Origin of the sequence: Bacillus sp. FJAT-29937, from assembly GCF_001509555.1 — a bacterium.
Classification (GTDB): Bacteria; Bacillota; Bacilli; order Bacillales; family Cytobacillaceae; genus Cytobacillus.
In genome coordinates, this window is record NZ_LMAS01000018.1 from 1 (window position 1) to 16001 (window position 16001).

The 16001-nt window shown below is 40.9% G+C and carries 16 protein-coding genes; all 16 read right to left on the minus strand.

Going from position 1 to position 16001, the window contains the following annotated elements:
- Positions 1 to 345: 345 nt before the first annotated feature.
- Positions 346 to 1845 carry a lysine--tRNA ligase gene (gene lysS / locus AR328_RS21540; protein WP_066302068.1) on the minus strand — a complete coding sequence of 500 codons (1500 nt, stop codon included), beginning with the start codon at positions 1843 to 1845 and terminating at the stop codon, positions 346 to 348.
- Between the two features lie 195 nt (positions 1846 to 2040).
- On the minus strand, positions 2041 to 3042 hold the full coding sequence (gene dusB / locus AR328_RS21545) for a tRNA dihydrouridine synthase DusB (RefSeq protein WP_066301868.1): 1002 nt from the start codon (positions 3040 to 3042) through the stop codon (positions 2041 to 2043).
- A 38-nt stretch (positions 3043 to 3080) separates the two neighbouring features.
- Positions 3081 to 3296 carry a helix-turn-helix domain-containing protein gene (locus AR328_RS21550; RefSeq protein WP_066301871.1) on the minus strand — a complete coding sequence of 72 codons (216 nt, stop codon included), beginning with the start codon at positions 3294 to 3296 and terminating at the stop codon, positions 3081 to 3083.
- Positions 3248 to 3775 carry a 2-amino-4-hydroxy-6-hydroxymethyldihydropteridine diphosphokinase gene (gene folK, locus AR328_RS21555; protein WP_066301874.1) on the minus strand — a complete coding sequence of 176 codons (528 nt, stop codon included), beginning with the start codon at positions 3773 to 3775 and terminating at the stop codon, positions 3248 to 3250. The genes AR328_RS21550 and folK overlap by 49 nt, the downstream gene beginning before the upstream one ends.
- Positions 3768 to 4136, minus strand: a complete 369-nt coding sequence (folB, locus tag AR328_RS21560) for a dihydroneopterin aldolase (RefSeq protein WP_066301876.1) — start codon at positions 4134 to 4136, stop codon at positions 3768 to 3770. Before folB ends, folK begins: the two co-directional genes overlap by 8 nt.
- A gap of 5 nt (positions 4137 to 4141) precedes the next feature.
- Positions 4142 to 4987, minus strand: coding sequence for a dihydropteroate synthase (gene folP, locus AR328_RS21565; protein WP_066301879.1), 846 nt, complete (start codon positions 4985 to 4987; stop codon positions 4142 to 4144).
- A complete protein-coding gene (pabC, locus tag AR328_RS21570; protein WP_066301881.1) occupies positions 4980 to 5837 on the minus strand; it encodes an aminodeoxychorismate lyase in 858 nt (285 codons plus the stop codon). The genes folP and pabC overlap by 8 nt, the downstream gene beginning before the upstream one ends.
- 12 nt (positions 5838 to 5849) lie before the next feature.
- The gene (pabA, locus tag AR328_RS21575; protein ID WP_066301883.1) at positions 5850 to 6422 is read right to left on the minus strand and encodes an aminodeoxychorismate/anthranilate synthase component II; all 573 of its coding nucleotides are present in this window, start codon (positions 6420 to 6422) and stop codon (positions 5850 to 5852) included.
- Complete coding sequence (locus AR328_RS21580; RefSeq protein WP_066301886.1) at positions 6419 to 7834, minus strand: anthranilate synthase component I family protein; 1416 nt, start codon at positions 7832 to 7834, stop codon at positions 6419 to 6421. Before AR328_RS21580 ends, pabA begins: the two co-directional genes overlap by 4 nt.
- Before the next feature lie 108 nt (positions 7835 to 7942).
- Positions 7943 to 8872, minus strand: a complete 930-nt coding sequence (gene cysK, locus AR328_RS21585) for a cysteine synthase A (protein WP_066301889.1) — start codon at positions 8870 to 8872, stop codon at positions 7943 to 7945.
- A 230-nt stretch (positions 8873 to 9102) separates the two neighbouring features.
- Positions 9103 to 9999 (minus strand): peptidyl-prolyl cis-trans isomerase, encoded by an 897-nt coding sequence (locus AR328_RS21590; protein ID WP_231735077.1) that lies wholly within the window; start codon positions 9997 to 9999, stop codon positions 9103 to 9105.
- Between the two features lie 21 nt (positions 10000 to 10020).
- Positions 10021 to 10899: an Hsp33 family molecular chaperone HslO gene (hslO, locus tag AR328_RS21595; RefSeq protein WP_066301894.1), complete on the minus strand. Its 879-nt coding sequence runs from the start codon at positions 10897 to 10899 to the stop codon at positions 10021 to 10023.
- 37 nt (positions 10900 to 10936) lie between these two features.
- Positions 10937 to 11713: a type III pantothenate kinase gene (locus AR328_RS21600; RefSeq protein WP_191969130.1), complete on the minus strand. Its 777-nt coding sequence runs from the start codon at positions 11711 to 11713 to the stop codon at positions 10937 to 10939.
- Between the two features lie 122 nt (positions 11714 to 11835).
- On the minus strand, positions 11836 to 13830 hold the full coding sequence (ftsH, locus tag AR328_RS21605; RefSeq protein WP_066301897.1) for an ATP-dependent zinc metalloprotease FtsH: 1995 nt from the start codon (positions 13828 to 13830) through the stop codon (positions 11836 to 11838).
- A 141-nt stretch (positions 13831 to 13971) separates the two neighbouring features.
- Positions 13972 to 14517: a hypoxanthine phosphoribosyltransferase gene (hpt, locus tag AR328_RS21610; RefSeq protein WP_066301900.1), complete on the minus strand. Its 546-nt coding sequence runs from the start codon at positions 14515 to 14517 to the stop codon at positions 13972 to 13974.
- 73 nt (positions 14518 to 14590) lie between these two features.
- On the minus strand, positions 14591 to 15979 hold the full coding sequence (gene tilS / locus AR328_RS21615) for a tRNA lysidine(34) synthetase TilS (protein ID WP_066301902.1): 1389 nt from the start codon (positions 15977 to 15979) through the stop codon (positions 14591 to 14593).
- Positions 15980 to 16001: the final 22 nt, after the last annotated feature.

Genomic DNA, 16001 nt, shown 5'->3' on the forward strand with positions numbered 1-16001 from the left:
GTTGAGTTGATTAGCTCATAAATGTCTTTTTGATAAAAAGACTAAAACGTTGACGTTTTTGTTCGTTCAGTTTTCAAAGAACTATCTTGTCGCTCAGAAGCGACTTTTTAATAATAGCAGATTCAAAAAGCTGAGTCAACAACTTTTTTCATCTTTTTTTGCTGCCGTTTTGCGGCAACGGATATAAATATACCACCATAAATACTATTGTGCAATAGGTTTTTAAATTTTTTTCGGATAATATGGAAGTAAAAATATTCATATTATTTCCTCCCCGTAAAAAAGGGCTATCTTCAATAAAAAAGGCAAAGCACCTTTTTAGTGTGCCTTGCCTTTAGTATTTTATTAACGATGACGCATGAGCGGAAAAAGAAGTACATCTCTAATAGATGGAGAATTCGTTAATAACATAACGAGGCGGTCAATCCCGATCCCTAATCCACCTGTAGGAGGCATACCATATTCTAATGCCTCAATAAAATCGTCATCCATCATATGAGCTTCATCATTGCCCTGTTCACGTTCTTTTAACTGAGCTTCAAAACGCTCTCTTTGATCGATTGGATCATTTAATTCTGTAAATGCATTCGCATGCTCGCGAGCCACAATGAACAATTCAAAACGATCTGTAAATCTTGAGTCTTCCTCATTTTTCTTAGCAAGAGGAGAAATTTCTACCGGATGGCCGAAAATGAATGTTGGCTGAATTAACTTTTCTTCTACCTTTTGCTCAAAGAATTCATTTACGATATGGCCGTAAAGCATGTGCTCCGTTACTTCAACTCCATGTTCCTTCGCTAAAGCATGAGCTTCTTCCTTAGACATCTCTTTCCAGAAGTCTACTCCTGTATATTCCTTAATAGCGTCAACCATATGGAGTCGTTTCCACTCAGGTTTAAGGTCTACTTCGTATTCTCCATACTGAACAGTAGTTGTTCCGAGCACTTCTTGCGCGATATGGGCGATTAAGTTTTCTGTTAGACTCATGATATCGCGGTAATCAGCATAAGCCTCATATAGTTCAATCATCGTGAATTCAGGATTATGGCGAGTCGAAACCCCTTCGTTTCGGAAAACCCGGCCAATTTCATAAACCTTTTCTAAGCCGCCTACAATTAGACGCTTTAAATGCAGCTCAATTGCTATTCTCATAAAGAGCTCCATATCTAATGCGTTATGGTGAGTAATAAATGGACGAGCTGATGCACCGCCGGCAATAGAATGCATCATTGGCGTTTCAACTTCTAAATATCCTTGACTATCTAGGTAACGGCGCATAGATTGAATAATACGGCTGCGCGCCACAAACGTCTTTTTACTATCTTCACTCATAATTAAATCTAAATAACGCTGGCGATAGCGCTGTTCTACATCTTTAAGTCCGTGGAACTTATCAGGAAGTGGACGTAAAGCTTTCGTTAATAGCTCAAACGCTTGTACTTTTATAGAAAGCTCTCCTACTTTTGTTTTAAAAAGCGTTCCGGATACTCCAACTAAATCTCCGAGATCGGCAGAATCGAAAATGTCATAGCTCTCTTCCCCTACAGAATCCAAACGGACATAGATTTGAATTTGGCCAGTTAAGTCTTGAATATGCGCAAATCCAGCTTTACCTTTTCCGCGCTTTGTCATAATACGTCCAGCAATTGTGACTGAAATGTTTTTTTCCTCTAATTCTTCTTTTTCAAGTTCTCCATATTGATCAATTAATTCCTGAGACTGATGGGAACGTTCAAATCTCTTCCCAAATGGATCTAGCCCTTTCTCGCGCAGGCTATTCATTTTTTCCCTTCTGACTATGAGTTGGTCATTTAATTCCTCATGATTCTGACTCACTTGTATCATCTCCAATTTGCAAATCTTTTTATGTAAAGCATAAAACTGTTATCTAAAAGTCTATATACTTTTATTATTTTACACAAAGTAAGCAGCACACACACCAATAAAGTTTTTAAATAGAATAAAAACTGCCAGCTTATACACTGGCAGTCCTCTTTGTATCAAAAGTATTATAGTTAAAGAAGCTAGTGATGTCAAACTTTACCCAGCTTGTACTTGGCTTTGCTCCTTCTCTTCTGCGTCTATAACAATCGCATTCAGCAAGGTAACAAGATCCTCTCTTGTTTCGCTAGTATTGATGGCGTTTCTTGCATTTGCGTTTCCGCGGATTCCTTTTAAGTACCATGCTGTATGCTTTCGCATTTCACGGACAGCTATATTCTCATTTTTCAAAGCAATCAAGCGGTCAAGGTGAAGGATGCATACATCGATTTTTTCGCGAACACTTGGTTCCCCCATTAATTCCCCTGTTTCCAAATACTTAACAGTACGATAAATCATCCATGGATTCCCTAGTGCGGCTCGGCCTATCATAACTCCGTCACAACCAGTTTCCTCGAGCATTCGCTTCGCATCCTGAGGAGTCTGAACATCTCCATTTCCGATCAGAGGAATGTTAAGGTTCTGCTTTACTTCACGAATGATATCCCAATTCGCCTTTCCTTCATACATTTGCACACGTGTACGGCCATGTAGAGCTACGGCCTTTCCTCCGGCACTTTCAACAGCTTGAGCGTTGCGGACAGCGTAAATATGATCTTCATCCCAGCCCATCCGCATCTTAACAGTAACTGGTTTCTCCACTGCTTGCGTTACAGCCGAGACCATTTCATAAATTTTGTCCGGGTCCAGCAGCCACTTTGCCCCAGCATCACATTTGGTGATTTTCGGAACAGGGCAGCCCATATTAATATCAATGATGTCGGCATTTGTATTTTTATCTACAAATTGAGCCGCTTCAATCAAGGTTTCTTTTTCACCGCCGAAAATTTGCAAACTTAGCGGTTTTTCACGTTCATCTATATAAAGCATATTCATCGTCTTTTCGTTTTTCAAAACAATTCCTTTATCACTGACCATTTCAGCGCACACTAGTCCAGCGCCAAATTCTTTCACAGTCAGACGGAATGCCGAGTTGCATACTCCAGCCATTGGGGCAAGTACGACTCGGTTTTTTAGCCCAATGTCGCCAATCTTAAACAAATGACACAACCTCCTTCTTAAAAAACTACAGACTATAATTACTCATTTTCCTCAGGAGGCGCTAAATCTTCAAGGGTAATATTTAGCAAGCCAGCAATCCGCTCTATTAAATCCGGTGCAGGCATACGGTTTCCTCTTTCAATCTCTCCAAGAATGGAAACAGATACACCTAACCCTTTTGCAAATCCTTCTTGTGTATAGCCTTTCAATTTTCGAAAAGCGCGAATACGTCTTCCCCATTTATCTGCTTCCATATCCGTACTCCCTCTCTATCAGGAATTTCCTCTAAAGCATCTTGAAGAGGAGTGTCCATCGTCGGAAGCTTGATGCCGGAATGAATCTCTAAAAGAGGAATGATGACAAAGGCTCTTTCATGCATCCGAGGATGGGGAACAGTTAATTTCTCTGAAATAATATTCTCTTGATTATACAGCAAAATGTCAAGGTCAATCGTCCGAGGACCCCATCTAATATCCCTTTTTCTGCCAAGGTCGTTTTCAATTTCTAAGCAGGTGCTAAGTAATTCAAAAGGGCTTAAGTCTGTTTTCACTTGAATAACCATGTTCAAAAATTGATCCTGCTCTTCATATCCGACCGGATCTGTTTCGTAAATGGATGAAACATTTACCACCTGTATACTCGGCACCGAATTAATACTTTTAATAGCGTCTTTTAAGCTCTCAAACCGATCCCCGATATTCGAGCCTAAAGCTATGTAAGCTTCATTAATCATTATCCCTGCTCCTTGTGATTTCAACTGCTACCGATTCATAGTGGCCAGGAATGGGAGGGTCGGGCTTAATCACTCTTACGGTCACTTGGGAAATAGTATCAAAATGATGAAGCATTTCCCCGGCAATCTTTTCAGCTACAGCCTCTACAAGTTTAAAAGGCTTCCCTTCAACAATATCCTTGCAAACTTGATAAAGCTCAGCATAATTTATAGAGTCCTTAAGATTATCCGTTTCTCCAGCTTTTTTTAAATCCGTCTCTACTGCCAAATCTACATAAAAGCGCTGACCAAGGCAGGTTTCCTCAGGAAAAACACCATGGTAGCCGTAAAAAGCCATTTTCTTTAAGGTGATTTTATCCATCGAGATCAGCTCCCCTTCCCAACAAGCGCATCCATCATAACAGCCATTCGCTTCATTTCCTTAACGTCATGAATACGGATAATCTGGCATCCTTTTTCAATTCCGTAGCAAACGGTTGCACCTGTTCCTTCCAGCCGCTCTTCAATAGGCAGATCAAGAACTTTCCCTACCATAGATTTTCGGGAGGTTCCTAATAGGACTGGGTAGCCTAATGAAACGAGCTTATCCAGGTTTTTCATCATTTCAAGGTCATAGGTTAAACCTTTCGCAAAACCAATGCCTGGATCTAAAATAATATTGTCGTCCTTAACTCCAGCATTTTTCACTAAAGTAATGCTTTCAAATAAGTCATTTACAACATCTCGATAAAAATCGGTATAATCAATATTCGTTCGATTGTGCATTAATATAATCGGCACCTGCAAATCGGCAGCAACCCCGGCCATATCAGGATCAGCCTTTGCCCCCCATATATCATTTATAATGTGAGCGCCGGCTTTAATCGATTGCCTAGCCACTTCCGCTTTATATGTGTCAATTGAAATCGGAACTTCTACTTCTTTTGAGATAGCCTCTATCACTGGGATGACCCTTTCCAGCTCTTCCTCCACTGTCACAGGATCGAATCCCGGACGTGTTGACTCCCCGCCAATATCAATAATATCAGCCCCGTCCTTTACCATTTGAAAAGCGCGCTCCACCGCTTCATCCATGCGGTTAAACTTTCCGCCATCTGAAAAAGAATCAGGGGTCATATTTAAGATTCCCATAATAAGTGTTTTCTTGCTGTAATCTAATGTATAAGGTCCACATTGAATTTCATTTTTCAAGGACAAAACCTCCTCAAACATCTTGTCTGCTCCACAGCCTTGTACATTGCTGCTCATAAAGCTCTTGGAGAGCCTTTACCTTTGCTCCTGACGCTCCAGGCATTTCCTTCCCATCAAACGAGGAGATTGGAACAATTTCTTGGATGGAATTTGTGACAAACATTTCGTCTGCCTCTAAAGCCTGATCTACTGTAAAAAAGCCCTCTTGAATATCGAACCCAATAAAATTAGCCATCTTGATAACAAACTGTCTTGTAATCCCATTTAAAATGCCCGTTTCCACTGCCGGCGTGAAAAGAATATGATCCTTTATCCAAAACAGATTCGAAACAACACCCTCAGCCAAGAACTCTTCCTTCGTTAGAAAAACCCCTTCAGAATCAGAGGAATTGCCTATTTCTCTTTTAGCTAAAATATTATTTAAATAATGGTGTGATTTTAGCCTTTCATATCCTTCAGGTGTATTGCGCTTTAATCTTAGTGTCACTGCCTTTTTCTCCTGCATCGGATTCCTTGGAGGAAGAGGCTTTGCAAAAATAATCAAATTGGGGTGATCGTATGGTTCTGTTTGCAGCCCGATCTCCCCTATTCCCGCAGATACATTTAACCGAAAATATGCATCCTCTAATTTATTCACCTTTAGAAGGAGCTGAAGGGCCTGTAAGATTTCCTCACGAGTGTATCGGACATGAATATTTAACACATCCAAACTATTGTTCAACCGTTCCAAATGATCGTCCAATAAAAATGGATGACCACTATATGTTCTGAACGTTTCAAACAAGCCCATCCCATACAGAAAGCCATGGTCGAATGGAGAAATAAACGCCTCTTCCTTCCGAACCAGCTCGCCATTCATATATAAATACAATTGCCACTCCCCCTATCTGCCATAAGAGTGAAGAAAGTTCTTTAGTAAATCCTTCCCCGCCTCGGTCATAATCGACTCCGGATGGAATTGCACACCCTCAACAGGAAGCTCTTTATGACGGACAGCCATTATTTCCCCCTCAGAGGTCCATGCAGACACTTCTAAGCATGAAGGAAGGGTTTCCTTTTTAACGATTAATGAATGATACCTTGTTGCTGGAAATGGATTAGGCAAACCTTCAAAAATAGTTTTTCCATCATGATAAATATCAGACGTTTTCCCGTGCATGAGTTTTTCAGCCTGAACAACATCCCCGCCAAACACCTGTGCAATCGATTGATGCCCAAGACATACGCCGAATACCGGGATCTTGCCAGCAAATGACTCAATCACTTCTAAGCTTATACCCGCTTCATTCGGACTGCATGGGCCCGGTGAGATCATCAGAAACTTTGGCTTCAGCTCCTCAATCCCTTCAATGGTGATTTCATCGTTTCTTTTCACAAGTAATTCTTCGCCAATCTCGCCAAGATATTGAACAAGGTTATACGTAAATGAATCATAATTATCAATCATCAGAATCATTCTGATGCACCTGCTTCCTGTTCAGCCATTTCTTTCGCTTTCCAAAGGGCAATGGCTTTTTTCAAGGATTCTTCATATTCATTTTTTGGATTTGAATCAATAACTATTCCAGCACCTGCTTGTACATGTGCTTTTCCATCTTTCACAATCATCGTGCGGATGATGATATTCAGTTCAACATCCCCGTTAAAATTAATCCATCCTAATGAACCAGTATATGGCCCTCTCGTTACAGGCTCCAGCTCCTCAATAATTTCCATCGTCCGGATTTTCGGAGCACCTGTAATTGTTCCCCCTGGGAATACAGCATCTATTAAGTCAAAGCCATCCTTGCCTTCAGCAAGCTCTCCTCTCACATTTGAAACGATGTGCATGACATGAGAGTATTTTTCGATGACCATGAATTCGTTTACTTCAACGGAGCCAAAAGCACAAACGCGCCCAAGATCATTTCTTTCTAGGTCGACAAGCATCACATGCTCAGCCCGCTCTTTTTCATTTTCAATGAGTTCATTCGCTAGCTTCAGATCCTCTGCCTCATCTCTGCCCCGAGAACGAGTGCCGGCGATTGGACGAGTGCTTACTTCCTGATTATTTTTCTTAATTAATAATTCAGGGGAAGCGCTGACAAGCTGGTACTCAGGCGTGTGAAAATAGCCCATATACGGAGATGGATTGAGCACCCTTAGCTGGTCATAAACATCAATGCCCTCAACCCGAATTGGCCGGCTTTGACGAACAGAAAGGTTGACTTGGAAAACATCTCCCCGAGAGATATAGTCCTGCACCTTTTCAACAGCTTGAATAAATTCCCCTTCACTTACGGAAACATCAAGCTTGTCCTCTACATTCCGAGGTTTGTTTTTAAGTAATGGAGGATATTCTTCCGTCCAACGAGACTCCCACACTGAAGCTTTCTCTTCCAATGATTGCTCATCTTTATTTTCCCCATACAAAAACATGATCCATAAAACATTATGTACTTTATCAAACACAAACCATTCTTTAAAAGTTAAAAAATGGATATCAGGGATTTGCAGATCATCTTCTGCAATATTAGGCAAGCGCTCAATATAACGGCCGTAATCATAGCTGATCAATCCAATGGCTCCGCCTTGGAAGTCAGGCAGTCCATCTACTCTTTCAACTTCGAACTGGCTCATCCAATCTTTCAGCAAGTGAAGGGGGTTGCCTTCTAGCACCTGTTTTCCATCTGATTGGATCACTTCTAATTTCGATTGTTTCCCGATTAGCACGGCATCAGGGTCAAAGGCAGCGATGCTGTATTGTCCCCCTCTCCCGCTTTCCAATATGACATGATGCTGCTTACCTTCAGCTAAATGCCGGTATTGCTTATAAAATTGATCAAAAGAAAAATGAATTTTCTTGGCGTGTATGTTGAATTTTTTCATAGGATTTTCACCTCTACATATTTATCTTTTTCCATCATACATGAAGATGGCGCAGATAAAAATACAAAAAGCAGCAGCCTCTACTTTAAGCTACTGCTTTTACATTAATTATTCTGTTTCAAATTGATAAAGCGGTGTGCTTAAATAACGTTCCCCGTTACTTGGAAGGATAGCAAGAACCTTTTTCCCTTTACCAAGTTCTTTCGCTACTTTTAACGCTGCCGAGATAGCTGCTCCTGATGAAATTCCGCCAAGAATTCCTTCTTCCTTCGCTGCAAGACGTGCATATTCAAATGCCTCATCATTCGAAATCTTAAGGACTTCATCATAGATTTCCGTATTAAGAACCTTTGGAACGAATCCAGCACCAATTCCTTGGATTTTATGCGGACCAGGCTTTCCACCGGAAAGAACTGGTGAATCAGTTGGTTCAACAGCATAAATCTTTACATTATCGTATTTTTCACGAAGTACGCTGCCCGCACCTGTGATTGTTCCACCCGTACCGATACCTGAAATAAAGGCATCAAGCTGGTCGCCCATCTGCTCGACAATTTCTTTACCCGTTGTACGGCGATGAATTTCTGGGTTGGACGGATTTTCGAATTGCTGAGGCATAAAGTAGCCATGCTCCTTCGCCAGCTCTTCAGCTTTGCGGATCGCCCCATTCATTCCTTCAGGTCCTGGAGTTAACACTAGATCAGCACCATAGGCACGAAGAAGATTGCGGCGCTCCATACTCATTGTTTCCGGCATGACAAGGACAGCCTTATAGCCTTTTGCGGCTGCAATCATCGCAAGACCAATTCCAGTGTTGCCGCTCGTAGGCTCAATAATGGTTGAACCTTCCTTCAAGGCACCACTCTCTTCTGCTGCTTCAATCATAGCTAAGGCGATCCGATCCTTTACACTGCTTCCAGGGTTCATATATTCTAATTTGACATACACATCTGCGCTATTTTCATCTACAAGTCGGTTAAGCTTCACAATCGGTGTTTGACCTACTAATTCTGCAATTGAATTTGCTAAACGAGGCATTTTCCCCACTCCTTAATCCGAGTATATTTATTGGTTTAATTAAAATTTAATACTTATAGGCGTCCATGTCAAATGTTTTCTATGAAAAAAGGCTTATTTATACAAAAATTCATACTTTCGCCTATTCTTCATTAAGCTATCCTTCTTCAACTGAAATCATGCCTGTCCACAATTAATTTCCGCACGAAAAAAGATGACTCTGTTCGTCCCGAGTCATCTCTAAAGGTATACTAATGTGCTTCCGTTTTTCCATAAAACCATTCTACATCTAACTCATCCCAAAGTGGCCTTGCAGAAACAGGTGAATCCATTTGCTCTAGTGCAATTTGTCGGCGGATTTGGTCTTTCACTTCCTTATAGGAGTATTCTTTTCCTCTGACTTGCTCGTGAAGCATGACAATGGCATAACCATCATCCACCTTGATTGCCTGGCTCCATTTGCCTGATTTAAGGTTTTTAACTACATCAATTAAGGCCTTTGAATAGCGTTCAGTATCCTCGTTAATATACCCGGCATCTCCGCCAAAATTAGCTGTGAATTCATCAATCGAGCGCTCCATTGCCAATACAGAAAAGCTAGAGCCTTGTTCTAATTCCTTTATCGTCTGGTCTGCCTCTTTCTTTGTTTTGACAATGATTTGAGAAATGTGATAGGCGTCAGGCAAGTTAAACTGGCTTTTATTTTTTTCGTAATAACTTTTTATTTCTTTTTCCGGGATATTTGCGTCCCTTGTCAAAAGTTCCTCGAGCATAAGACTGCTTTTTATTTGCTGTCTCCATTTATTCTCGTCAGACGCTTGGTAGCCTCCGGATGACCCGTACATCGTTTTGAACATCGTTAATTCACGTTCAACTGCTTTATCTGATATTTTAACTTCGTACTTTTTCCCGGCTGTTTCAATCACCTTTTGGTCAATAAGCTCTATTAAAACCTCTTTCCCATATCGTGATTCCATTTCATCTAGCCATTCTTGACGAGTAATCTTCTCTTTCCCAACAGTCGCCACAGTTTCATGATTAACTGAGCTGCCTTTTGCAAGAAAAAAAGCAATCGTTAAGCCATTTAGCAAAATGAGCCCAACAATAATGAAACGCAGCTTATCCTTCTTCAACCTCTCCTTCTTCAATTCACTCTCCTCCAAAGCCGTCTACTCTGCTTTTCTTTTTAATTCCTCTAATTCATCTTTTGAATAATGATATATTTCATTGCAGAAATGGCATTGTGCTTCTGCTTTTCCTTCTTTTTCAATCATATCCTGTATTTCCTCATCGCCTAAACTAGTGATTACATTTCCAAATCTCTCTTTTGAACATGTGCAAGTAAAGGATACAGGCAGTTTTTCTAAGATTTTAATATTTTCTTTTCCTAGAAGCTCCTCCAACAACTCCTCAGGTGTTAAACCCTGTTCAATTAGCTTAGATACTGGCGGAATTGTTTTTAATCTATTTTCAATTTGACTGATCGTCGCGTCTTTCGTTCCAGGCATTAGCTGCAAAATAAATCCGCCTGCAGCAAGGATCGTGTTGTCCGGATTGACTAGAACGCCTACCCCTACGGATGATGGTGTTTGCTCCGAAGTGACGAAGTAATATGTGAAATCTTCTCCTAATTCACCTGAAACAATCGGAACCTGACCTGAGAAGTTTTCCTTCATTCCGATATCCTTAATAACCGTTAAAGTCCCCGTAGTGCCGACCGCGCGGCGGACATCAAGCTTGCCTTGTTCATTTAAGTCAAAATGGGTTTGAGGATGGGTCACATACCCGCGCACCTCACCTTTGGAATTACTATCTACTAAAATGGGGCCGATTGGACCGCCGCCTTCAATTTTGATGGTGATTTTCTCTTCACCTTTTAACATAGCTCCCATCATCACACCTGCGGACATTGCCCTGCCTAGTGCGGCAGACGCAGTCGGCCATGTATGGTGCCGTCTTTGTGCTTCTCCAATCGTCTCTGTCGTACGAACGGCATATGCGCGAACTTGTCCGTTATACGCAATGGCCTTCACTAAATAATCACTCATTTGTAAACCCCTTTCAGTTGCTATCACACGCTGTTTTTTATTTTGCGGTTTCCATATTACGCTTATAAATCAACTGCAGTCCTTTTAGTGTTAAAAATGGATCAACGATATCAATAGCGGCTGATTCTTTCGCAATTAACCCTGCTAATCCCCCAGTAGCAATTACCGTAGGGCTATCTTTTGCCTGTTCTTTTATCCTTTTTACAATTCCCTCTACTTGGCCAACATAACCAAATAAAATTCCTGCCTGCATGGCAGAAACAGTATTCTTCCCAATAATACCCTCTGGACGCGCAATTTCAATTCGAGGAAGCTTAGCTGCCCTAGAATATAGGGCCTCCGTTGAAATGCCAATACCAGGGGCAATGGCGCCGCCCATGTACTGTTTCTTTTCGTTAATATAACAGTAGGTTGTAGCTGTGCCAAAGTCGACAATAATAAGCGGGCTGCCATAATCATGAATCGCTGCAACGGCATTAACGATTCGGTCCGCTCCAACCTCTCTTGGGTTTTCATATTTAATATTTAATCCTGTCTTGATTCCAGGACCGACAATCAGCGGTTTAATATGAAAATACTTTTCACACATTCGCTCTAGAGCTGTCATGATTGGCGGGACAACTGAAGAAATAATAATTCCATTTATATCGGCAAAGGTTAGATTCACATGTTCAAACAGGGACTTGATCACAATCCCGTATTCATCTTCTGTTTTGTGCCGGTTTGTCTCTATTCGCCAATGGTATTTAAGCTCGTCTCTATCATATACACCTAATACCATATTCGTGTTCCCTATATCAAAAACAAATATCAATATTCTCACCACTTTTATATTTGAGTTTTAACAGCTTTTTCACTGAAAACATCATAACATAACTTGAATGAGATGGTGTAATGAGAAACAAAAAAGCGCCCAAAACGGGCGCCTTTACCAGACTATTCCTTTTTATCTTCGCCAATTGCAGGTGGGTTTTCCATTTCCGCAGGCGATGAATTTTCTCTTGTCTCAGGGATCTCTCCAGTGACCGCATTGTCGTCTTTATTGATGTTAATATTTACTTTAACGTCATTGGAAGATGCGTCATCTTCCTTAGAGACAGGGCGATCCGGCAGTGATCCATGATCCATTAAATGCTTAATTTGCTCCGCATCAAGCGTTTCAACCTCAAGCAGGGTATTGGCAATTAGATCAAGCTTCTTGCGATTTTCTGTAAGAACCTTTCTTGCCTTTTCATAGCTTTCTTTAATAATACGCTGAATTTCTAGGTCAATTTCATAGGCAATGGCATCAGAATAATTCTGATCATTGTTGAAATCTCTGCCTAAGAATACTTGGCCGCCCTGTGATTGACCGAATTGCAGCGGACCGAGCTTATCGCTCATTCCAAATTCAGTAACCATTCTGCGTGCAATTCCAGTTGCACGCTGGAAATCATTATGGGCTCCAGTACTTACTTCACCGAATACAATTTCCTCAGCAACACGTCCGCCAAGCAATCCGACAATTTTGTCAAGAAGCTCCGGCTTCGTCATAAAGAATCGGTCTTCTTTCGGAAGCATAACAGCATATCCGCCTGCCTGGCCACGAGGGACAATAGTAACTTTATGGACCATTTCTGCATCCTCAAGAACAACCCCAGTTACAACATGGCCAGCTTCATGGAACGCAACGATATTTCTTTCCTTTTTCGAGATGACTTTGCTTTTCTTAGCAGGACCGGCAATAACACGGTCTGTCGCTTCATCAATATCGATCATATCTATCTTTTTCTTATTTGAACGAGCTGCAACAAGTGCGGCTTCGTTTAATAAATTCTCTAAATCTGCGCCAGAAAAGCCCGGTGTGCGTTGTGCAATCGCCTTCAGGTTCACTGAATCATCCAAAGGTTTATTTCTAGCATGCACTTTAAGAACAGCTTCTCTACCCTTCACATCAGGGCGGTCCACTGTGATTTGACGGTCAAAACGTCCTGGACGAAGCAAGGCTGGGTCCAAGATATCTGGACGGTTTGTCGCTGCAATGATAATAATCCCTTCATTTGCACCGAATCCATCCATTTCAACTAGTAACTGGTTAAGCGTTTGTTCACGTTCATCATGACCGCCGCCAAGACCGGCGCCACGCTGACGGCCAACCGCATCAATTTCATCAATAAAGATAATACATGGTGCATTCTTTTTCGCATTTTCAAATAAATCACGGACACGTGAGGCACCGACCCCGACAAACATTTCAACGAAATCTGATCCGCTAATGGAGAAGAACGGTGTACCTGCTTCACCTGCAACAGCACGTGCAAGTAATGTTTTACCCGTTCCTGGAGGTCCAACTAACAAAACCCCTTTAGGAATTCTTGCGCCTAATTCAGAGAACTTTCTTGGGTCCTTCAAGAATTCAACAACTTCTACAAGCTCCTGTTTTTCCTCATCTGCACCCGCCACATCTTTAAAGCGGACTTTCTTTTTACTCTCATCATAAAGCTTTGCTTTACTTTTACCGAAATTCATTACACGGCTGCCACCGCCCTGTGCTTGGTTCAGCAAGAAGAAGAATAAAATGAAGATGATGATAAATGGAATAATGGACGTGAAAAATGTGACCCAGCCGCTCGTTTCCTTCGCTGGCTGAAAATCTACTTCCGATTCTTTAGCAAGTGCATCAATACGGTCAAGGATATTATCACTATTCACCACGTAAGTTAGGAAATACTTTCCCTTTTCATAGCCTTCAAGCTGGCCTCTTACTTCATAAACGCCTCTTTCCGGCTGCATGGTGATTGACTTTATTTCTCCACTTTCTAAGTAAGTGACAAATTTATCGTAAGAAATTTGTTCAGTCGGCTCATTATTGCCGTTAAAAAAGCTGACAACACCTATAATGACTAAAAATATCAATAAATAAAAGATGGTGTTCCGGAAGATCCGATTCATCCCTTACCTCCTCCCACAGTTAACAAACTATAATGTATAGTAGCATAGTGAATTGCGACAATTCAAGGAATTACCCTTCTTATTACTCGGAATATTCTAGATGCTTATGAAGCTTCATCGTCATGAACTTGGTTTCTTAACTTAATTGTTGTTACTATATATTTCTGGCTTCAGTACGCCAATATATGGCAGGTTGCGGTACTTTTCAGCGTAGTCCAAACCATAGCCTACAACAAATTCATCAGGAACAATAAAGCCAACATAATCTGCATGAAGATCAGCCTTCCGTCCTGTTGGTTTATCAAGTAAAGTGACAATTTTGATGGACTTTGCCTTACGGTAGCGGAATAAATCAACTAAGTAGCTTAACGTTAAGCCGCTATCAATAATATCTTCAATAATTAGAATGTCCCTGCCTTCAACTGAAGTATCCAAATCTTTTACAATTTTGACCTCTCCTGAAGAAACAGTGGAATTCCCGTAGCTGGAAACATCCATAAAGTCCATTTCTAAATATGTGTCCATACGCTTTAACAGATCACCCATAAAAGGCATTGCCCCTTTTAAAATGCCAATGGCAAGGGGAAAGCGTTCCTTGTACTCCTCTGTCAGCTCAGCAGCAAGGGCTTTTATTTTCGCCTGAATTTCTTCTTCTGAAATTAGTACCTTTTCAATATCATTTTTCATCTTTCGTGAGCCCCCTAGAAGATCATTGCTAGTAATAAAATGTAATTTTATACTTACTGTCATACATTCAAAATCATTTTTCCATATAAGATAAAAGGATATAACTAGAATCAGGATGGGAACCGATGGAATACTGGGATTCCTTTATCCCTGGTATCCATAAGATTTCACCTTTGCTATCCGTTACAATCGGCCAAGTGTTTCGCTTCTGCAACGGCACCTTCTTATCTATGAAAATGTCCTTTACCTTCCTGGACCCCTGCATCCCTTTCAATGTCATACGGTCACCATTTTCTCTTGTGCGAATAATAATCGGCAAGGAGATGGAGTTCCGATCTATTAGAAGGGTATGAGGCTTCAAGCTCCCATCTGAACCATTCGTATATTCAAATGCTATACTGCTGCCGTTAGGCAACTTAATCTTTCCGGGTTCAGCTATTTCAAAACGATAAGATTGTACGGAATGAGAACGAAATAGAAAATGGCATCTTTCGTATGAACGTACAATATTCAAACCGTTTGGGAAATGAAGGGTTCCGGATGGATGAGGACTGCTCATTAATGAAAAAACATTTTCTGTATGTAATGCAGATAAAGACGCAGGTTTTTTCTTATAAAGATAGTTTAATATTAGTTGAATACCTCTCCTTTGTAAAGGCATTGGCATTGCTTGAAATTCCTTTATATTTAGGATTATTTCCTGAGCAGATTTCTTTTCCATTACTTTATTCATTTTTTGGACAGTTAATTCCTGCAAAAAAAACTCATCGCTTTGAATTTCTTCGCTAAAACGCTGAAAATGCTCGTGAACCTGTGGATTTTCCTTTCTTAGGAAAGGCATAATTTCCTTGCGAAAACGGTTTCGGCTGTATATCCCCTTTTCATTGCTGGGATCCTGCCGCGGGTCCAAATCATGCTCCAGACAATACTTTTCTATTTGCCATCTATTGAGACATAAAAAGGGGCGGAGAATTTGCCCATTGCCAAAAGGTCTTGAAAAGGCTATTCCAGCTCTAGCTTCCCCCGAACTCCCTCTTGTTAGCCTCATAAGAATGGTTTCAACTTGATCATCACCGTGGTGGCCTAATACGAGATAATCTGTTTTATGTTTATTCATTACTTTTTCAAAAAAGCGGTATCTGCACTCTCTCGCTGCAATCTGTGAGCTTTTTCCTGTTTCTTGTATGTATAACGGAACATTCACTTGTTCCATTTCAAACGGAATCTTTCTAGCTTCGCAAAAATGCTGAACGAATTTTGCTTCTGCTAACGATTCCTCTCCTCTAAACATGTGATCAACATGAGCAGCGAAAATTTGAAGATTTAACGCCTCTTTTTTGCTCCATAAATAATGAAGAAGGGCCAATGAATCAGGCCCGCCTGAAACACCTATCAAAAGCTTCTTATTGGCTAGCATAAAGCCTTTACGCTGAAGAAATGCTCTTACTTTCGCATCTAGCATATGATTCGTCCTTCTTGATTTT